Origin of the sequence: Desulforamulus putei DSM 12395, assembly GCF_900129195.1 — a bacterium.
In the GTDB taxonomy this organism is placed as follows: Bacteria; Bacillota; Desulfotomaculia; order Desulfotomaculales; family Desulfotomaculaceae; genus Desulfotomaculum; species Desulfotomaculum putei.
Genome location: NZ_FQUY01000033.1, coordinates 1 through 21,031 on the forward strand (window position 1 = coordinate 1; position 21,031 = coordinate 21,031).

The 21,031-nt window shown below is 41.6% G+C and carries 18 protein-coding genes and 1 pseudogene; 17 read left to right on the top strand and 2 right to left on the bottom strand.

Annotated features, from left to right (window positions below; genetic code table 11):
- Positions 1-225 (bottom strand): IS110 family transposase (locus BUB67_RS14455; RefSeq protein ID WP_143157102.1); only part of this gene is annotated, 225 nt, incomplete at its 3' end.
- 949 nt (positions 226-1,174) lie between these two features.
- Here BUB67_RS14455 and BUB67_RS17285 point away from each other — a divergent pair.
- The 17 genes from BUB67_RS17285 to BUB67_RS14540 all read left to right on the top strand — a co-directional run bounded on the left by BUB67_RS17285 (position 1,175) and on the right by BUB67_RS14540 (position 19,117).
- The gene (locus BUB67_RS17285; RefSeq protein WP_274377252.1) at positions 1,175-1,699 is read left to right on the top strand and encodes a methyl-accepting chemotaxis protein; all 525 of its coding nucleotides are present in this window, start codon (positions 1,175-1,177) and stop codon (positions 1,697-1,699) included.
- 14 nt (positions 1,700-1,713) lie between these two features.
- On the top strand, positions 1,714-2,526 hold the full coding sequence (gene larE, locus BUB67_RS14465) for an ATP-dependent sacrificial sulfur transferase LarE (RefSeq protein ID WP_073240107.1): 813 nt from the start codon (positions 1,714-1,716) through the stop codon (positions 2,524-2,526).
- Entirely contained in the window at positions 2,527-3,276 is a 750-nt protein-coding gene (gene larB, locus BUB67_RS14470) for a nickel pincer cofactor biosynthesis protein LarB (RefSeq protein WP_073240108.1), read from the top strand.
- Between the two features lie 3 nt (positions 3,277-3,279).
- Positions 3,280-4,053 (top strand): nickel pincer cofactor biosynthesis protein LarC, encoded by a 774-nt coding sequence (gene larC / locus BUB67_RS14475; RefSeq protein WP_073240109.1) that lies wholly within the window; start codon positions 3,280-3,282, stop codon positions 4,051-4,053.
- A 450-nt stretch (positions 4,054-4,503) separates the two neighbouring features.
- Positions 4,504-4,965 (top strand): 4Fe-4S dicluster domain-containing protein, encoded by a 462-nt coding sequence (locus BUB67_RS14480; RefSeq protein ID WP_073240110.1) that lies wholly within the window; start codon positions 4,504-4,506, stop codon positions 4,963-4,965.
- An 11-nt stretch (positions 4,966-4,976) separates the two neighbouring features.
- Positions 4,977-6,866: an aldehyde ferredoxin oxidoreductase family protein gene (locus BUB67_RS14485; RefSeq protein ID WP_073240111.1), complete on the top strand. Its 1,890-nt coding sequence runs from the start codon at positions 4,977-4,979 to the stop codon at positions 6,864-6,866.
- Between the two features lie 127 nt (positions 6,867-6,993).
- Positions 6,994-8,196 (top strand): iron-containing alcohol dehydrogenase, encoded by a 1,203-nt coding sequence (locus tag BUB67_RS14490; protein ID WP_073240112.1) that lies wholly within the window; start codon positions 6,994-6,996, stop codon positions 8,194-8,196.
- A 100-nt stretch (positions 8,197-8,296) separates the two neighbouring features.
- On the top strand, positions 8,297-9,172 hold the full coding sequence (locus tag BUB67_RS14495; RefSeq protein ID WP_238457073.1) for a DUF7973 family transport facilitator: 876 nt from the start codon (positions 8,297-8,299) through the stop codon (positions 9,170-9,172).
- A gap of 84 nt (positions 9,173-9,256) precedes the next feature.
- On the top strand, positions 9,257-10,444 hold the full coding sequence (locus BUB67_RS14500; protein WP_073240114.1) for an iron-containing alcohol dehydrogenase: 1,188 nt from the start codon (positions 9,257-9,259) through the stop codon (positions 10,442-10,444).
- Between the two features lie 157 nt (positions 10,445-10,601).
- The gene (locus BUB67_RS14505) at positions 10,602-10,835 is read left to right on the top strand and encodes a MoaD/ThiS family protein (RefSeq protein ID WP_073240115.1); all 234 of its coding nucleotides are present in this window, start codon (positions 10,602-10,604) and stop codon (positions 10,833-10,835) included.
- A 63-nt stretch (positions 10,836-10,898) separates the two neighbouring features.
- On the top strand, positions 10,899-11,684 hold the full coding sequence (locus tag BUB67_RS14510) for an IclR family transcriptional regulator (protein WP_238457074.1): 786 nt from the start codon (positions 10,899-10,901) through the stop codon (positions 11,682-11,684).
- Between the two features lie 429 nt (positions 11,685-12,113).
- Positions 12,114-12,884, top strand: a complete 771-nt coding sequence (locus BUB67_RS14515; RefSeq protein WP_073240116.1) for an IclR family transcriptional regulator — start codon at positions 12,114-12,116, stop codon at positions 12,882-12,884.
- A gap of 171 nt (positions 12,885-13,055) precedes the next feature.
- Entirely contained in the window at positions 13,056-13,610 is a 555-nt protein-coding gene (locus BUB67_RS14520) for a UbiX family flavin prenyltransferase (RefSeq protein ID WP_073240117.1), read from the top strand.
- Between the two features lie 296 nt (positions 13,611-13,906).
- Positions 13,907-14,659: an IclR family transcriptional regulator gene (locus tag BUB67_RS14525; RefSeq protein ID WP_238457075.1), complete on the top strand. Its 753-nt coding sequence runs from the start codon at positions 13,907-13,909 to the stop codon at positions 14,657-14,659.
- A gap of 87 nt (positions 14,660-14,746) precedes the next feature.
- Positions 14,747-16,465, top strand: a complete 1,719-nt coding sequence (locus BUB67_RS14530) for an aldehyde ferredoxin oxidoreductase C-terminal domain-containing protein (protein ID WP_073240119.1) — start codon at positions 14,747-14,749, stop codon at positions 16,463-16,465.
- A 22-nt stretch (positions 16,466-16,487) separates the two neighbouring features.
- The gene (locus BUB67_RS14535) at positions 16,488-17,645 is read left to right on the top strand and encodes an iron-containing alcohol dehydrogenase (RefSeq protein WP_073240120.1); all 1,158 of its coding nucleotides are present in this window, start codon (positions 16,488-16,490) and stop codon (positions 17,643-17,645) included.
- Between the two features lie 134 nt (positions 17,646-17,779).
- Positions 17,780-19,117, top strand: coding sequence for a UbiD family decarboxylase (locus BUB67_RS14540; protein ID WP_238457076.1), 1,338 nt, complete (start codon positions 17,780-17,782; stop codon positions 19,115-19,117).
- A 413-nt stretch (positions 19,118-19,530) separates the two neighbouring features.
- Here the strand turns inward: BUB67_RS14540 and BUB67_RS14545 are convergent.
- Positions 19,531-21,031 (bottom strand): annotated as a pseudogene (locus BUB67_RS14545) (IS3 family transposase); the annotation flags it as partial.

Consider the following 21,031-nt stretch of genomic DNA (forward strand, 5'->3'; position numbering starts at 1 on the left):
GGTAGGTTCCATTCCAACCACGATGTTGGTGGCCCCTAATTTTTGTTGGTAAGCTTTGAGGGTAGTGACTAGATTTTCGAAACTTTCTCTGGTATTCTGGAAAGAGAAAGCTTTTCCAATCAGCTTTCCTTGCAACATCATTTGAGCCCAGTGTGTTTGTTTGGCAATATCAATTCCAACAATCAAGGTATTTGGCTGGATTTGTTTAATCTTAGAAACTTTCACTTTTCAGTCCTCCTGGTATTTTGAATTAGTGAGCCCGCGCTTGCATCTTCGAATGCTTTAGGCCACTACATTCTTTATACCAGGATTTTCATTTTCCCTCAAAACCCCTGCTCTTCATTACAGGAATGCTTTTTTAGTATCAAAGGTAACTCCGAATTTACGACCATTTGGTAACCAAATTAACATTCTGATTGCCGGTAGGTGTATTTTGGTAACCTCGGGGATGGTTAAGATACAGGAAGGGCAGACGCTCTTGCTAAAAAAATTTTTCTCTGAAACTTGCAGTTTTCACAGGACATTTATACCCATCTCTGACTTTCATTAAAAAGAAATATAGAAAAAAGAATAACACAAGATATTTATGTGTCAATAAAAATGTCCAGGATGTTCGATAATACAGAATGTTGTTTGTGAAATTTGCAAAATAGAAGGAGAATTGATTTATATAGACGAATTCCCCTAAAAGTATTCCATTCGTTGTCTTATTATTGAGGTATCAAAGGGGGAGATGTAGTTGGCATTAGATCGATGGTTTGGGAAAAAGGTATCCTTATTAGAGGATCAAAAAAATACGCCCGCAGATAATTCATCCTCAAAACATACGCAGCTCATAAATGAACCCTTAACAGACATACTAAAAGAACAAAAGGAACCTGATATCTTAACTTGTGCATTAAAAATGGCCCCGTATTTTAAAGGTTTATTAGGTGATGAAATAGGTTTCTATATAACCGACTTGACAACAAACTTGTATGGCATTCATGGAACCCTAAAATTAACAGTTAATGATGGTGATCCAATCAAGGAAGGTAGCACCGCATACAAAACCATACATAGCGGTAACAGGACAGTAGCTAAAGTAGGGGAGGAGGTATACGGACTACCCTTCATAGGGACCTGTTACCCCCTCACCGAACCATCAACCGGTAAAATCGTGGGGACGATCTTGATGACCAGGCCCATTGAGCAACAGGAGAGATTAAATAAGGAAGCCCAACAGATGGAAAAACGGGTTGATATCCTGGCCCAGGCGACCAACAACCTTTCCGCCACGGCAGAGGAACTGGCAGCTACCACAGAAAGCATAAATAACCATGCCCGGGGCATCGGGCAGGAAATAAACAAGACGGATGATGTAGTTGCTTTTATTCGCAAGATTGCCGAACAGACCCATCTACTGGGACTAAACGCAGCCATTGAAGCAGCCAGGGTAGGAGAAGCCGGTGCAGGATTTAATGTGGTGGCCAGTGAAATACGCAAGCTTTCCCAGGACACCCAGCACTCGGTAAAGGAAATTATGCAAACTCTGCAGGGTATGCAAAAATCTATACTGGAACTAACTCACTCCATTGAACAGTTATCCGCAGGAACCCAAGAACAGGCTGCCACGGCTCAAGAGATTAACGCTATTGTCAGCGAATTGGGTACAGTAGCGGAAGAATTAAAGAGACAGGCTAATAATTTGATAAGCTGAAGGTGAAATATAATATGGTAGAACTTGAGCAAAAGTTAAAAGATTTAAGGGAAATTTTAAAAAGATATGGCAGTGTCCTGGTTGCCTTTTCCGGTGGGGTTGATAGTACTCTTTTATTAAAAATAGCAGCGGAAGAACTGCCGTCCCGGGTTTTGGCAGTAACTGCCGTTTCTGATACTTTTACATCAGAAGAACTTGAGCGTGCCAAAAAGATGGCTCAAGAATTTGATGTGGAACACCTGGTAATTCAGAGTGATGAAATGTCCGATGAAAGATTTGTCGCCAATCCCCCGGAACGGTGCTATTATTGCAAACACATTCGTTTCAGTAAATTATTAGAAATTGCCCGGGCCAGGGGCATTGAAACCGTTATCGACGGCGCCAACATCGATGACCTGGCCGATTTTCGACCGGGTAGTAAAGCAGTGGAGGAGTTGGGAGTGAAGAGTCCGCTGCAGGAAGCGGGATTCACAAAAGCCGAAATTAGAGAGCTATCCTGCCGGCTTGGCTTGTTAACTTGGAATGTTCCGGCAGTCGCCTGCCTGGCATCCAGAATACCCTACGGAGAGGCGATAACCAAGGAGAAGCTATTGGCTGTAAAAGCAGGGGAAGACTTTCTTAAGTCGCTGGGTTTTTCTCCCTGCCGCTTACGTGCCCATGGAAATCTGGCAAGAATTGAAATATCAAAGAATCAATTTGCTGATTTGTTGAGCCGTCAAGAAGAGGTAACGAACTACCTGAAAAAGCTGAATTTTACCTATATAACCCTGGACATGATGGGTTTAAGATCCGGCAGCATGAATGAGACGTTAAAGGAGAGTATGTAAATGGATCCCAGAGAAATAAGAGGGCTATTAGAACAGGTTAAACAAGGAAGGTTAACAGTTGATCAAGGCCTGGACAGACTGAAGCATCTACCTTACGAAGATATGGGTTTTGTTAAAATTGATCATCATCGCCATTTGCGCAAGGGATTTGCTGAGGTTGTTTATTGTGCTGGCAAAACAGTGGAGCAAGTGCAAAAGATCATGGAGGCACTGGCCAAAACTTCAAGCAATATCATGGGAACCCGGGCTACCCAGGAAATGTACCAGGCAGTGCTGGAAGTGATACCGGATGCAGAGTATCATTCGCTGGCCAGATTAATCACCGTCCGGCGTGGTGAGCAAACAACAGTGGGCAATATTTTAGTGGCTTGCGCCGGGACATCCGATTTGCCCGTGGCTGAGGAAGCAGCTTTGACAGCTGAGATGATGGGTGGCAAGGTAGACAGGCTATATGATGCAGGGGTAGCAGGTATTCACAGGCTTTTAATGAATCGGGATAAATTAGACGCAGCTAAAGTAGTCATAGTGGTGGCTGGTATGGAGGGGGCGTTAGCCAGTGTGGTAGGGGGCCTGGTAGATAAACCGGTTATCGCGGTGCCTACCAGCGTAGGTTACGGGGCCAGTTTTAACGGTCTGGCAGCATTATTGGCGATGTTGAACACTTGCTCTTCGGGGGTTACTGTTGTTAACATCGATAATGGTTTTGGCGCTGGTTATGCTGCCGCTTTGATTAACAGGATAGGGGAGTAAAGAATGGCTATTATCTATTTTGACTGCTTCTCCGGTATAAGTGGAGACATGATCAATGGGGCTCTGTTGGATGCGGGGTTGCCCTTTGAGGTTTTAGAGCAAGAAATCGTCAAACTGAATTTGGCCGATTGCCATATCAAGGCTGAACGAGTAGTAAGGAGAGGAGTCTCCGCTACCAAATTTACAGTAGAAACCCATGATCACCACCCGCACCGCCATTTAAAGGACATTCAGCAAATTATTGAAAACAGCGGGTTGGAGGATCAGGTTAAAAAGACGGTGCTGGAGATTTTTACCCGTCTGGCCGGGGCCGAAGGGAAAATACATGGTGTAAGCCCGGAAAAAATTCACTTTCATGAAGTGGGCGCCGTTGATGCAATCATCGATATTGTCGGTGCTGTAGCAGGTTTACATAAACTTGGCATTACCAGAGTAGTCGCTTCACCCCTTAATGTTGGTGCTGGTTGGACAAAATGCATGCATGGCAAGATCCCTGTACCATCTCCGGCCACACTGGAGTTACTTCAGGGTGTGACAGTATATAGCAGTGGCACATCTCTCGAGTTGGTTACACCTACCGGTGCTGCCATCATTACTACCATCTGCCGCGAATTTGGTCATTTACCACCTATGATACCTAAAGCTGTGGGCTACGGGGCAGGTTCCGCAGACCCACCGATACCGAACCTGCTGAGGGTTATTATCGGGAAAGAAAACTGTTACGAGACTGGTAAATCAAATTGTAAAAAACATCAACACAATGAACACAAACATTAGGAGATATTAAATTATAGAGAGACGCCAACCCTTTGATTATTTGGCAGATTGTTAAAAACCATGAAACTGGTTTTAAAACCAACTAGACTAAAGGCCCAAGGGTTTTCACCCTCTGGGTTCTTTTTTTATATATTATCTAATGTCGAAAAAAATCGAAAACTTTCATAAACAAACTTTATTTTTTCAGCAGGAAAATCAATAAAAATCACGAATAAGTTTTCGAAACATTAAATATAGTTCGGCAATACCGAAATGTTTGATATTGATGAACAAACATAAACCTTTAAGTGAAATAAAACTTAGTCATAATTAAAACGTGAACATCTTAACGTGTGCTGTTAATCAGGAAGATGTTTGTAAGGAGGTGTTTTAATGAGAAAGTGAAAATGATTGGCTATAAATACCAAACCACGATTTGAATTGTTTTTGTCAATTTAGGAGGTGACTAAAGTGTCAAAGTTATTAACAGTAGATCCCTCTTTGTGCACAGGGTGCCACCGGTGTGAAATGTGGTGCTCAATGACAAAATATGGAGAAGTAAACCCATCACGCAGTAATGTTTATGTAATTAGAAGAGAACCCGCGGTTGATGTACCAATAGTATGTATGCAATGTGGGTTATGTTTAAGTGCTTGCCCAACTGGGGCATTAACAAGAGAAGGGTCTACAGATGCAGTAACAGTGGACGCTAATTTATGTGCAGGTTGTGGTACCTGTGTTAATGTTTGCCCATACGGAGTTTTAAGATTTGATGAAGAAACAAATTTAGCCGCTAAGTGTGATTTATGTGGCGGCGATCCTGCATGTGCCAATCACTGTCCACAAGGTGCTATCCGTTATGAGGAAATAAACAAAGCTGCGGCCAGACGGAGGGAACTCTGGGCTATGGCATTTGCATCAAAGGTTAGGTAGGAGGTGAGAATATGTGGTATGGATATGCTGGTAAACTTTTGCGTGTTGATTTAACTAATGGTGAAATTAAGATGGAAGAATTGGATAAAAACGAGCTGAGAAAATATATTGGCTGTGTAGGTTACGCGGCTAAGCTCCTTTATAAAGAAATGCCGGGTGGTATTGATCCCCTGGCTCCTGAAGCGAAAGTAGTCCTTGCCACTGGTCCTATTACAGGAACTCTTAGTCCAAGTGGTGGTAGTTACGAAGTATGCTATAAGTCACCATTATCAGGCACTTGGAATCAAGCCCGGTCAGGAGGGGCTTTTGGTCCTAAGCTTAAGTATGCTGGCTTTGATTTTGTTGTTATTGAAGGAAAGGCTGCAGAACCTGTATACCTGTACATTAATGATGGGAAGGCTGAAATTAGACCTGCTAAACATCTCTGGGGCCTTAATGTAGAGGAAACTACAGATGCTTTAATCAAAGAACTTGATGATCCTGAAGTATCTGTTGCTGCCATTGGTCAGGCTGGGGAAAATGGAGTATTATATGCTGCTTTAATTAATGATAGAGGACGAGCCGCCGGTCGTGGAGGTATCGGGGCAGTATTTGGAAGTAAAAACTTGAAAGCTGTTACTGTAAATGGGAATGGTGGCATTAAAGTTGCCAAACCGAAAGACTTTATGGATGCGGTCTCCAAGGCGGAACAATGGCTAAAAAATTACCTTTTGGCTGGTATTCCCACCATGGGTACTATAGGCCTTGTATCACTACACGACAGCCTGGGGATTTTACCCACTAAGAACTTTCAAACTGCCCATTTTGAAAAAGCAGATGAAATTTCAGGTGAGAAATTTAACCGGGAATATAACATTAAAAAACGTGCTTGTTACGGCTGCACCTTCGCATGTGGACGCTATTCTTCAGTAAACAATGGAAGTTTTTATACACCCCCAATGGAGGGACCGGAGTACGAAACTGTAGATATGTTGGGCGCTAACTGTGGCGTGCATGATATGGAGGCAATCATTAGAGGAAACTTTTTATGCAATGTTTATGGGTTAGATACAGTTAGTACAGGTATGAGTATAGCCTTTGCCATGGAGTGCTATGAAAAGGGCTTACTGACCGAAAAGGATACAGATGGTTTGTCATTGCATTGGGGTAATGCAGAAGTGATGGTGCAGTTGGTAGAGAAAATCGCCAACAAAGAAGGATTTGGTGAGTTCTTAGCCCAAGGCGTAAAACGTATGGCAGAAAAACTCGGTCCGGATTCAGAAGAAGCAGCCATTCACGTAAAAGGGCTGGAGTTACCTGCGCATGAACCACGTTCTGAATCCAAGGTACTTGCTGTTCAATATGCTACATCCCCGAGGGGTGCTTGTCATATGCATCCTAACTGGCCTGCAACTTGGGATTTTGGCCAATTAGATTGCGGCATGAAGGAACTCGGTGTACCCTGGCCACCGACAGAGGTTCCAGACGAATCAGCCAAAAAGGGAACTGCTTATCGATACGTGGCCTTACAAGGTGAAATAAGCGAGAATCTTGGTGCTTGTATCTTCTACTCATGGGGTTCTGAAGGCAATTGCATAACACCTCAACTATATGCTGAGATGGTAAGTGCACTTACCGGATGGGATGTTACAGCTGAGGAATTACTCACTGCAGCAGATCGATCCTGGAATCTAAAGCGTTGTTTTAATGCCCGGGAAGGTTTTACTCGTAAAGATGATAAACTGCCAAAACGTTTTTCACAAGCGATTCCAGATGGACCTTCAGAGGGAGGTAAAGTAGAAAACCTGGATGTTATGCTTGATGCTTATTACGAAGCTATGAACTGGGATAAAGAAACCGGGTTACCTAAACCTGAAAAGCTTAAAGAATTAGGAATGGATTTTGCCATAATTAACAATTAACTAAATAATCATTGTTAAAAAAATGCTATGTATGAAGGCAAAAGAAAATGGACGTAATTTTTAGGAACTTGTTTCTATATTGATTTTACCGGCTACTTACAAAATATATTTTTTAAGGAGGGTTACTATGTTTCCAATACTTAAAGAGGTTCAGTATTATACTCCACAAAAGATTGTGTTTGGTGTTAATGCAGTAGATAATATCTCCCAACACATCAAAGAAAAGGGTTGGAGCGGTAAGGCAATTATTGTAACCGACCCGATTTTGGCTAAAAACGGGATTGCTGATAGGGTAGTAGCAGCGCTTAAAAAAGACAATATTGAAGTAGCAGTGTTTGATCAAGGCAAACCTGAACCTGATAATATTGTATGTAATGAAGCAGCTGAATTTGCTCGTAAGGAAAATGGAAACTTTGTAATAGGACTGGGTGGCGGCAGCGCCATAGATATTGCTAAAGTCGTTGCTCAACTTCTCGCCTTGCCAGGAAAAACTGAAGATTATTTAAAAACTACTAGCTTTCCTAAAAAAGGTGCTCCCATTATTGCTGTTCCTACAACATCAGGAACAGGTACCGAATGCACGATGTATTCAGTAATTACCTTTGCTGATGATCATATGAAGGGATTTTTTGCTACTCCAGCAATTTTGCCAGACTTAGCAGTTGTAGATCCTACATTAACTCTAAGTATGCCTCCCAGAGTTACCGCCTCTACAGGTGCTGATGCTTTGTCCCATGCAATAGAGACTTTGATGGCCAAGCAGGAAAACCCGTTTACAGATGCTATTTCTTTAAAGGCTGTTGAACTTATTGCAGAGGCATTACCTGTTGCTGTTTATGAGGGAGATAATTTAGAAGCCCGGGTTAAAATGTCTTATGCTTCTATGATGGCAGGAAAAGCTTTTAACGACCCAGGTATAGTAGAAGGGCATGCTTTAGCACATACCTTAGGTTCGGTATATCATGTTCCGCATGGTGTTGGATGTGCTGTTGCACTTCCTTATGCAATGGAATACAATATGGGGCATTGTATGGAGAAAATGGCACTTATTGCCAAGGCACTGGGTCAAAATATTGACGGCATGAATTTGCGTCAAGCTGCTCAAGCTGGTGTAGACGGAGTTAAGCAGCTTTTGACGGATATTGGTATTGAACCGACCTGGGCACCCTTTGGTAAGAAAGAAGATATTCCCATGTTAGTTGAAATGATGACCGATTGTCCATGGATAACTGCATTCTATGGCTGGGCTAAGAGACCGATGACCAAGGAAGCAGCAACTGAATTGCTGACCAGGAGTTATGAAGGGCGCCTTGGTGACAAACTGTATTAGTTAATTTTGGACAAGTTGTACTTTATTAAGTAATCTCAATATGTTTTTTGGTACGAGGGTATACCCTCGTACCAAAAAACAATCTTTCGTTGTTAGGGAGGTGGAAACGTTGGGAATTGAACCATTGATGGTTGTAGGTGCGTTGGGTGGAGGTATATTAGGTGCAGCAATGGGTGCCCTTCCGGCTATTACTTTATGGGGTGCTGTTTTAATGATTACTGGTCTTGCCGGGCTGGTAGGTAACGACCCCGCAATGGTATGGAATATAGGTTTTAACCCGCTTTTTGGTGCACATATGGTTTATGCTGGGGGTGCTGCTGCCGCCGCTTATGCCTGGTCTAGAGGAGTTATTGATACTGGATTGGATATACTGAAGCCGTTATCTGGATTTGGTAGACCAGACGTTCTCCTGGTGGGTGGCGTCTTTGGGGTGGTTGGTATGCTTTTAGAGCGCCTCGGTACTGGTATCGGTATTCCCACTGACAACGTAGCCTTATCTGTGGTTATTACAGGATGGCTGGCCAGGTTATTATTTGATGGACAATGGCGTTCAAATCGTAAAAAAGAGTCAGCAAATGAAGACGAAAATTGGTGGCCCAATGGTAAGGAACTGGGTTTCCTGGTGGTACTTGGAGGTGGAGTGGGGCTGGCCAGTGCTGTAGCGGCTGTTAAAATGGGTGATATATTAATACCCTTTGGATTGGCTCTATTATTTCTTCTTTATCTTCAAATGGGATTTAATGGAGCACCTTGGCACCACATAGTAATTATATCGGGTTTAGCTGCGCTGCGAGGTAACGGGAGTATTAATGCTATAATTTGGGCCGTTGTATTAGGGATTCTTGTTGCAATTATTGCCAGCTGTATAAATAAGTTATGGATTAGTCAAACTAATTCGTATATAGACCCACCGGTAACCAGTATAGCTATAGGTACTAGTCTCATAATTGCATTGTCTTCGGCCAAACTATTGTAGTTAAGTAGTTGGATTGAATACGTAAACCCAGCTAATTAATTATCAATAAATTCAAAAATAAAAAATAATTTGGAGGTATGAAAAATGTCTAATTATTCTAAATGGTTCCGCATTCCCAAAGATATTGTATTTGGTTGGGGTTGCCTTGCTTACCTGAAAGAATTAGAAGGACAAAAGGCAGTTATTGTAACAGACAAAGTTATGCAGAATCTGGGTTTTGTAGAAAAGGTGAAAGGTTACTTAGCGGAGGCAGGCATAGAGAGTGTAGTATTTGATCAAGTAGAACCGGACCCTTGCCGTCAAACTGTCATGAAGGGCGTTGAGGTAATGAACCAGTTCCAGCCTGATTTAATCGTTGGCTTAGGTGGTGGTTCCTCTATCGATGCTGCTAAAGCGATGTGGATTTTCTATGAACATCCTAATGTAACCTGGGAAGAGATATTCGTTCCGTTTACCGGTGTACCTAAATTAAGGAAAAAAGCCAGATTTGTAGCAATTCCTTCTACCAGTGGCACTGCTACAGAAGTAACCCTGGCAGCCGTAATCACCAACCGTGATGTCGAACCAAACGTCAAGGAGTTTACACTTTCCTATGAAGTTACTCCGGATATTGCCATCTGTGACCCGGAACTACCCTCCACCATGCCACCGGTGGTTACTGCTAACACAGGTTTTGATGTGATGGTTCATGCGGTCGAGGCTTATGTTTCTGTTAATGCAACCGATGTTACCGATCCGATCGCTTTAAAATCAACTGCTATGGTATTTGAATGGCTGCCAAAAGCCTTTGCCAATGGAAATGATAAAGAGGCCAGAGAAAAAATGCATACAGCTTCTTTGATGGCTGGTTTTACCTTCACTAACACTGCTTTGGGATTAGTACACAGTACGGCTCACCAAATTGGTGCTGAGTATGGGATACCGCATGGCCGTGCCAATGCTATCATGCTGCCCTATGTTGTTCAGTACAACACACCTGCTGTAGCTTCCCGCTACGCGGACGTTGCCCGGGCCATTGGCTATGAATCAAAGGATGCTTATGATGGAACAGCGAAGTTTCTGGAAGCTGTACGTGGCTTACAGAAGCTACTTGGTATTCCTGCTTCTATCAAGGATACAGGTGTTGATGAAGCTGATTTCCTGGCCAAGGTAGACAAATTGGCCGAAAATGCTATGAAAGACGGCAGTACTCCCGCAAACCCGAGAATACCCACAGTAGAAGAAATCAAGAATATTTTTCTCTGCGCTTATTATGGTAGGGATGTTCTCTAATTCTACTAATATCATGGTACGAGGGTATACCCCTCGTACCATGATATTTTTGAGTGAAGGTATTTATTCTTTAAAAGGATTTTTTTCGAAATTGTCAAATTAAATATACAAGATTGTTTTCGAATTAAATAATTAGGTTTAAAGGAGAACTGCATTAATGCAAGTACAAGTTAAGCTTTTAGGTGTATTATCTATTAATTTTCCATCCTATAGAAATTTTCATTATGTAGAATTCAAAGAAGGGGGAACAATAAGAGATTTATTAGAGTATTTAGGTGTTCCCTTCAATGAAGTACATTTTATTTCGGTTAATGCAAAAATGCAAACTCAAGATTATATTCTAAAAGATGGGGATAAAGTTATTTTTTTTCCACAAGTAAGTGGTGGATAGTATTAGTAGTATTTCTTAAGTGCAATTATAAGTTAGGACAATTTGCCATGGGAGGTTGTACCTTTGTATTCTCAAACAATGCTGACGGAAAAGGTTCCTATCAGGTCTATAGCAAAAGCTTTAATGGTTATTGAATATTTAGCTTCTTGCCAAACAGAAGTGCCTTTATCCAATATTTCATCTAAGCTAAAAATGTCTAAAAGTACTGTTCACGGAATACTATCTACTTTAAAACAATATGGTTATATCGAACAGTCATCGTTTACTGGTAACTACAAACTTGGCATTCGTTTCTTTGAGCTTGGTAGAATTGTTGCATCCACTTGGGATGTACGTGCAGTATCTGGACCCTATATACAAAAGTTACTGGAAAGAACAGGGGAAACAGTTCATTTAGTAGTGCTTGACAAGGGAGAAGTTTTATATATAGATAAAAGAGAAAGTAATCAATCCTTGCGTATTGTTTCCGAAATAGGTTCGCGTTTACCTGCCCATTGTACAGGGGTTGGCAAGGTCCTATTAGCATACCTTCCAAAACTAGAAATGCAACGAATTATTACTACTAAAGGATTGCCACAGTATACGAAAAATACAATAACAGATCCGCTAAAATTAGAAGAAGAACTAAAAGCAATAAGAGAACGGGGCTATGCTTATGATATAGAAGAAATTATGGAAAACTTATCATGTATAGCAGCACCTATATTTGATTATAGTGGTAAAGCAATTGCTGCAATAAGTATATCTGGTCCAAGTACACGTTTTACCGCAGTTCGATTAGAAGAAATTAAACCGATTTTAATTGAAACTGCAGCCGAAATTTCAACTTCCTTAGGTTACAGACGATAACGTAAAAATGCAAAATTGAAACTTGGTAAAACAGTAAAGATATTTAGATATTAAATTTAAACAAAATCATCTAAAACTAATAAAGATATAGACTTTAACTAATTACTTCTGTTGGAATGGAAAAAATCTGATTTTTCTTACCCAGTCTAACCGAAGACGTATTTCTGGGAAGGCAAGAATAATATTCTCGATTGGTTGTATATAGCGAATAGAACTATTTCACGTCGAACTGTTCATTACCATGTCGGTAATCAACAGCGTTCAAAAGGGAAGTAAGGGCTATTATCCAGATTCATCCACATTATTCGGACAAATGAGACCCCGGCCTTGGGGTTTTGCTGCAATAGAATCATAAAAATGTTCATTCTTCGGAACAACGTGCTATAAGATTGAACGAGTAAATGCGATTCTTCGATTGGAGGTGGTACAATGAAAAAGAAAACCAATATTATCCAGTCCGTTGACAGGGCAATATCTATCCTTGAAGTCCTGGAGAAATCACTCGAGCCCTTAGGTGTTACTGAGATAAGCAACAGATTGGATCTTCATAAAAGTACGACCTTTGGTCTTTTAAATACTTTAGAGAGCAAAGGTCTGGTTTACCAAGAACCTGAAAATGGTAAATATAAGTTGGGTTTAAGGTTATTACAACTTGGCGAACAAGTTCATCAAAGGATGAACTTAAGGCAGCAAGCCCACCCTTTTTTAAAAAGATTGGTAGATGAATTTAAAGAAACAGTTCATTTGGTGTTGAAAGTTGAAGATGATTATGTCTACATCGATAAAGTGGACGGTCCTCAAGCGATTAGAATGTACTCCCAAATAGGGAAGAGGGCTTTAATGCACTGCACGGGTGTTGGAAAATCGATCCTTGCGTTCCTCCCTGAAGACGAGAGAGAGAGAATTCTTGCGAAACTTGAATTAAAATCTTTTACACCTAGCACAATTACTAACATTGATAAACTTAGAATTCATTTAAAAGAGATTAAGAAACAAGGTTACAGTATTGATGACGAAGAAATTGAAATGGGCCTGCGCTGTGTGGCCGCACCAGTATTAAATCACCGAGGGGAAGCAATTGCTGCTATAAGTATCGCTGGTCCCAGTACCAGAATGACATACGAAAGAATACAAGAACTTATTCAACCAATTAAAGAAACAGCTTTATCCATATCGAAATCTATCGGATATCTATCATAGCTATTATAAATTTGTTTTCTGCAAGAAGGCAGTATATTTTATACAATGAGATCTCCAGGTTGTAAATAATCCTCCGCAATATAATGGCAAGATATAAAGTAAGCCCTTGGTGGGAACCAAGGGCTTGTGATCCACTTACATGATAATGCAAAACAAAAAAGGAGTCAATTTATGAGAATAGTTGTTGGAATAACTGGGGCCACAGGCGCTATATATGGTATTACTTTGTTAGAATACCTTCGTTCTCATGACGTAGAAACTCACCTGATTTTAAGTAACTGGGGTAAATGTACTATTGAACTGGAAACGAATCAAACTATTGAAAAAGTAACCAAACTGGCCTCTTGTACATATAGGGAAGATGATCAGGCAGCTCCTGTTTCTAGTGGCTCTTTTATTCATCATGGTATGGTAGTTGTTCCTTGCAGTATGAAAACGTTATCAGCGGTGGCCCATGGCTATACAGATAACCTCATTAGCCGGGCGGCAGACGTCACAATTAAAGAGGGACGCAAGTTAATTCTTGTCACCCGGGAATCTCCGTTAAGTGCTATTCATCTTGAGAATATGTTAAAATTGGCCCGCCTTGGGGTAACAATCATGCCCCCCATGCCGGCCTTTTATCAAAAGCCTCAAACAATAAAAGATATTGTCCTACACTCTACCGGTCGTATATTGGATCATCTTGGGATAGAACACAATATGATTCGGCGCTGGGGAGAATAAGTTAATATGTATAGGTTTTAATTGTTTCACTCTAAATCCTTAACTCAGCAAAAAAGTTGGGGGCTTCTATTACTTCAATTCTTATTTCAATCCAGCTTTTTATGGTAAAACTTCAAATATTATAAAAATAACAAGGAGGAAAAACAAAAATTTTGCAGAATTAAAATAATATAAATATTGGGAATCTAATAGTCTATTCTGAGAATGGCGTACGGCAATAACGCACAAAAGTGCAAGTCTTAAGATGCTTACGATCCGGATTCGAGGTGGTGTAACTGAAAAAGAAAACAAATTTGGTGCAATCGGTAGAAAGAGCTATCTCAATTCTAGAGGTTTTAGAAAGATCTTCAGAACCACTGGGAGTTACAGAGATAAGCAACAGATTAGCACTTCATAAAAGTACTACCTTTGGTTTATTACATACACTGGAGAGTAAGGGGTTTGTCAACCAGGACCCGGAGAATGGCAAGTACAAGTTAGGATTAAGGTTGTTTGAGATTGGCGAAAACGTTCACAAGAGAATGAACTTAAGATATCAGGCTAGGCCTTTTCTGCAAAAACTGGTTAAAGAGTTTAATGAAACCGTGCACTTGGTAGTTAAAACTGATAATGAATATGTATATATAGATAAAGTCGAAGGCCCACAGGCCATTCGTATGTACTCACAAATAGGTAAGAGGGCTCTTATGCATTGTACTGGGGTTGGAAAATCTATTCTGGCTTTTTTATCTGAAGATGAACTCGAGGATATATTAAATAGCATTGAGCTAACTGAATTTACTCCTAATACAATAACTAACTTAACTCAATTAAAAGATCAACTAGTCAAAATCAAAAAACAGGGTTACAGCATTGACGATGAGGAAATTGAGATTGGACTTCGCTGTGTGGCGGCTCCAATATTTAATCACAATGGTGAAGCGATTGCTGCAATCAGCATTGCAGGTCCCACTACAAGGATGACATACGAGCGAATAGCAGAGTTAATTGTACCTATAAAGGAAACAGCTTTAGCCATTTCTAGTACTTTAGGTTGTAAACGGAGGTGATAAACTAAAAAGTATAGGTAACTAAAATTTTTTTATTTAACTATAAAAACGGTGTTTGATATTATCGAACAATGAGGGTGAGTATAAATGGAGGTGAATGAATTGAATGTTTATCGGATTGATGTAAGCGGCAGAACTGTAAAAAAGGAGAAACTGCCCCAGTCATACCGATTACTTGGTGCCAGAGGGCTGGTGAGTTCTATAATTGCAGCAGAAGTAGATCCGACCTGTGACCCCCTAGGTCCTAAGAACAAGCTGGTATTTGGGACGGGGTTATTTGCGGGTACTTCCGTATCCAGTTCCAGCAGAACTTCAGTGGGTACGAAAAGCCCGCTAACTGGAGGGATAAAGGAAAGCAGTGCCGGTGGTCCCGCTGGGCTGTACCTTGGGAAACTGGGTATAAAAGCAATAATTATTGAGGGAGCTCCACAAGATGATCAGTGGCACTATTTGAAAATTGATAAGGATGGTGCTGCTCTGCTGCCCGCAGGTGAACTAGCAGGCCTTGGTTGTTATGATGCATGTAAGAAATTGCAAAAAAAATATGGTAATAAGTGCAGTATCTTTGTCATTGGCCAGGCTGGCGAGCACAAAATGTTTGCAGCCAACATTGCAGCAACAGACAAGGAAGGGGTTCCTACCCGCCAGTTTGGTAGAGGTGGTGTAGGTGCTGTGATGGGTGCCAAAAAAATCAAAGCTGTAGTAATAGATGGAGCCGATGTCGGGTATGTACAGCCATTAGACAAGGAAGCAGTAAAAAATGCCAGCAAAAAATTTGCCCAGGGGCTATTGAAAAACCCTGTTTCGGGCAATGCATTGCCCAAATATGGTACTGCAGTTCTCGTAAACATAATAAATAATGTTGGTGCCCTGCCCACCAGAAACTTTTCTGCCGGAACCTTTGAAGAAGTAAACCAAATTAGCGGAGAGGCCATGACTGAACTGCAAACAAAGAGAGGTGGCAAGGTGGGCCATGCCTGTACTCCGGGCTGCGTAATTCGTTGCTCCAACATTTACCTGGACAAAGATGGCAATGAAATAACCGGCGGCTTTGAATATGAGTCAATCTGCCTGCTGGGTTCTAATCTGGGAATAGGAAACCTCGATGATATAGCCCACTTGAACAGATTATGTGATGACTATGGTTTGGATACCATTGAGGTAGGCGCTGCCATAGGTATAGCGATGGAAGCAGGAATATTGCTCTTTGGTAGTTTTGCTGCGGCAAAAGAAGCGATTCATTCCATTGCCCGGGGTGATGTTTTAGGTAGAGTTTTAGGTCAGGGTGCAAAAGTAACGGGTCAAGTATTTGGAATTAACAGAATTCCTGTTGTCAAGGGCCAAGCGATGGCTGCTTATGACCCTCGAGGTATCAAGGGGATGGGGGCCATTTACGCCGTTACCCCAATGGGAGCAGACCATACTGCGGGTCCCAGCTGTACTACTTTCATTAAGGCCAAACCTGAAGAACAGGTATCCCTGGCAAAAGAATATCATATCAAGGCTACCGCTTTAGACAATACAGGGTTGTGCAGATTCTGCAGTTATTCGGTATTTAATGATCCGGACACACTCCATGCCTTACTTGAATTAATTAAGGGCTACTATAATATAGAAATCACTACAGATGATTTCTGGAATTGGGGTAAAAAGATTTTACATATTGAACTGGACTTTAACAAAAAGGCCGGTTTTACAGTAGAAGCCAATAGAATCCCTGAGTTTATGCATACTGAAGAACTTAGGCCAAACGAGGTAGTCTTTGATATTCCAAATGAAGAACTGGATAATATTTTAAAATTCTAACTGTGATGAGGAGGCCATATTAATGATAAATAAAGGTTTTAATTTTAAACTGCCGACTGAAATCGAATTCGGGCCTGGGAGCATTACAAAACTTCCTGAAAAGATTGCGTCTTTTAATGCAAGCAAAGTAATGATCGTTACTGACTCCGGTATTGTTAAAGCAGGTATTTTAGAACGAATTGTCAACGTTTTAGCTAAAGCAGAGTTCAGTCATGCCGTTTTCGATCAAGTAGAATCTGATCCCAGCACCAAGACAATAGAAAAAATTAGAGATATGGCAAAACAAGAGGAAGTAGATTTACTGGTAGCAGTTGGCGGAGGCAGTTCCATAGATGCGACAAAAGGAGCTAGGGTACTGCTTGCAAATGGGGGAAAGTTACTGGAGTATGCCGGGCTAAATAAAGTTAAAACCAAAGGGATTCCTCTTATTGCCATCCCCACAACAGCCGGTACTGGTAGTGAGGTAACTATTTTCGCTGTTTTAACTGAATTGGACCAGAACCTTAAATTTACTATTGCAAGTCCATGCCTGGCACCAGATTTGGCCATCTTAGATCCGGAGTTAACTTTGCTTCTACCACCAATGATGACTGCTGCTACAGGTCTTGATGCATTGACCCATGCAATAGAGGCTTATACCTCTTTGGCCAGTCAACCGATTTGCGATGTTTTGGCGTTGGAGTCCATCGAGTTAATATATAAATACCTGCCCCAAGCTACGACTAATGGTTCCAATTTAGAAGCACGTACACAAATGCTCAAAGCTCAGTTAATGGCAGGAGTAGCGTTTAATAATACTAATTTAGGATTGTCACATGCAATTGCAAGTCCACTGGGAGGGCACTTCCACATCCCACACGGTATTGCAAATGCTATTATGCTACCATATGTAATGAATTTTAATGTGCCCGCTGCCCCAGAAAAGTATGCCAGGATCGCAGAGGCTATGGGTATAACTCTCTTGGGTAAGGATATTTATGAAGACGCATACGAAGCACCTAAGGCTGTAGAAAAACTGGTTGAGCTGTGCGGCTTGCCAAGAAAACTTCGTGATGCAGGAGCAAAGGAAGAAAAGTTGGATGATGTTGCAAGGGATGCACTAAAGAGTGGTATGCTCAAGTTTAACATACGTAAAGCCACTGAAAAGCAAATCAGAGGAATTTTGCAGGAAGCATTTTAATGCTAAAAGCCTATCAACTTTGTCTGAGTATATAACTTTATATTGTAGTTATTCTAAGTGTGATATCAAAACGGTGTACGATAATCCATAACAACATTAAATATTAAGGGGTGGTAAAACTGGTAACTTCATCATTGCGTGATTGGTTAGCGTATCTGGAAAATGAAGGCAAAATTAAAACTGTATCAAAAGAAATAAGCCTGAAATTCGAGATGCCTGCTGTAATCAAAAAACTTGACGGCAAAGCAGCTGTTAAATTTAAAAAACCAAAAGGCTATAATATTCCCGTTGTGTCTGGAATTGCCTATGACAGGGATCTTTTTGCAAAGGCTTTAGGTACTACAAAAAACAATGTTGCTCGAAAAATTAGTGAATGCCAAAAACAACCTATTCCATGCCAAGTTGTAACCAGGGAAGAGGCCCCTGTCATGAAAAATATAAACATTGATGATGTTAACTTAATGACGCTCCCTATTCCTATTCATCACGAGAAGGATGCCGGTCATTATATCACTGCGGGACTCTTGATCTGCAAAGATCCTGAGACTGGTAAGAGGAATGTTTCCATCCACAGGCTACAAGTATTTTCTAAAAATGAAATAGGTATTTTGATACTTCCCAGGCACCTGTCGCAACTTTACATGAAGGCTGAGAAGAAAAATGAGCCGTTGGATATTGCTATAGCCATTGGTGTTGACCCGGTATTATTGTTAGCTTCCCAGGCTATTGTGCCACTAGGGGTAGATGAGTTGGAGATTGCCAATGCCATAAAAAACGGTGGTCAGAAGCTGGTGAAATGCCAAACGGTTGATGTTGAAGTACCTGCTGAAGCGGAAATAGTCCTTGAGGGTAAACTGCTGCCCAAGGTAAGAAAAGTTGAAGGTCCGTTTGGAGAGTTCCCTAAATATTACGGTCCAGCCAGTGAAAAACCTGTTATTAAAATAACAGCTATCTGCCACCGAGATGAGCCTATTTACCACACGATTCTGCCGGCTACCAAAGAACACCTCTTACTGGGCGGCCTAGCCCGGGAAGCAACACTATATGAGTTGGTAAAACAAACTGTTCCCACAGTTAAAGACGTTCATTTAACCATAGGGGGTACCTGCAGGTATCATGCCGTGATTTCAATTGATAAGAAACATGAGGGAGAAGCTAAAAATGCAATGTTTGCTGCGTTTGCTAGCATGCAGGAAGTAAAGCACGTGGTCGTAGTGGACTCGGATGTAGACATTTTTGACATAGAAGAAGTGGAGTGGGCTATAGCAACCAGGTGTCAGATGGCAAAAGATATAATGCTTGTTTCCGGTTCTCTGGGCTCTAAGTTGGATCCATCAACAAATGATGGTATTTCTGACAAAATGGGTATTGATGCCACCTGCCCGCTTAATGCGCCGCCGGAGAAGTATGAAACAATCAAAATCCCGGGATATGAAGAGTTGAATATTGAAGATTATTTGGATAATGAGTAAGTTCTTTCTGGAGTCTCATAAATTCGCAGTAGTAAGTACCAGAGACAAGAAGATAAAAAACCGTCCCTGATCTGATTGTTCAGTCAGTTTTCTGGGGAAAAACTTAGCCTCCAGCTCGGGCAGGAAATTTTAGCGGTATCGGCGTTTGTCAAGATAGTTGTCGCTGAAATTGTAAGATAGTTTAGTTGTGCGTCCACCGCCGGTCTTGACTCATGTGCTAATCGTGGGGTAACCCGACCGACGGATATACGCCAAAAAATTAATTGCCTACGGTCGGGTTTATTCAGCATAGCACATGAGTCAAGACTCTCCGCTTCGCTCCGACCGCAAGCGGCGGCTACTGTGGTTGCTATTACTCGGGGATATATTTCCCCTCTCTCAGGAGACCGCCTGTGTTTTTACTTTCTGGGGCTTTATGCATGGTTTTCTCTAGATTCAGGCTCTTTAACACGCTCTGGATTCAGCCAAACAATTTCATCTAGTGTCCAATCCCTGATTGGGCCAGACCATCTCTCAGGGTGCTTTAATTTGGCTTCTTCATAAACCTGTTTTCTTCGCTCCAGAATCTGTGTCGAGAGGCCGTTATGCCTTTGATTTGGGGTCAGGAAATTAAGACCACTGTGTCGGTGTTCCTGATTGTACCATCTGGTGAATGTTAGTACCCATTCCCTAGCTTCAGTCAGTGTGGCAAATCCTTTAGCAGGGTAATTAGGGCGGTACTTGCAAGTACGGAAAATAGATTCAGCGTATGGATTGTCATTGCTAACTCTTGGGCGACTTTTGGATGGGGTTATTCCCAACTGGTAGAGTGTCTCCAGTAGGGTTGCCCCTTTCATAGGACTACCGTTGTCTGAATGAAGTACTAATGGTTGGTTAGTTAGCGTACGTTTTTCAGACATTATCGCCCGTCGCACTAGTATACTGGCATTTTCAGAGGACTCTTCATCCCAGATATCCCAAGCAACTATCTTACGGCTGAATAGGTCTAAAATTAGATATAGGTAGAAAAAGATACCCTTAGCGGGTCCTGGTAACCAAGTGATATCCCACATCCAAACTTGATTTGGGCCGGTAGCACAATGTGTTGAGATTGGCTTAGTACAAGGTCTTTTAGCTCTTCCACGATGGTGTTGCATGTTGTTCTCTTTTAACACCCGATAAAATGTTGACTCTGAAGCCAAGTAAATGCCTTTGTCGGCTAGTCTGGGAACAATTTGGCTAGGTGGTAAACTCTTAAATTCAGGTTGATTGGCAGTTTCTACAATGGCTTGTCTTTCATCTTCGCTAAGCTTGTTTGCAGGTGCTGGTCGCTTAGCATATTTCCGCTGATCTTCAATGGGTGATAGTGTACTTCTCCAGCGTTGAAGAGTACGTCTTGAAATTCCAAGTTCCTTACAGGCCGCTTCTTCTCTAGCACCTGAGTCAACAGCTTCTTTGATCAGTATAATGGCTTGCTGGCGACCTGAGACACTGATCATTCGTCCACGGGGTCCCCCCAAATCGCCTGGGCCTTTTTTCTTAAAACTAGGAGTGCAGCAGCTTCAGCGAGCGCGGCTTCCTTTCGTCTAAGCTCCTTTTGGATATCTTTTAGTTCTTTATCTTTTTGGCGAAGGTCCTTTTGTAGTTGGGCAGCTTGCTGTGCAACGCCGCCGTTAGCCTGCATACAAGCATCCCGCCAGGCTTCCACTTGTTCAACATAGAGGCCTTTAGACCGGCAGTATTCAGCCATCTCTATCTCGCTTAAGGAGGCTGTCTCAACAACTATTAGAAATTTATCTTGTGTACTCCATCTTTCTGCTTCCGGTTCACCGCTGGGAACTGCTATGCCATTGGCTCTGGCCTTCTTTTTCCAGGTGTGTAGGGTAGACACAGATAAGCCAGTTTCTCTAGAGATGAAGTGAACAGATTCATTGT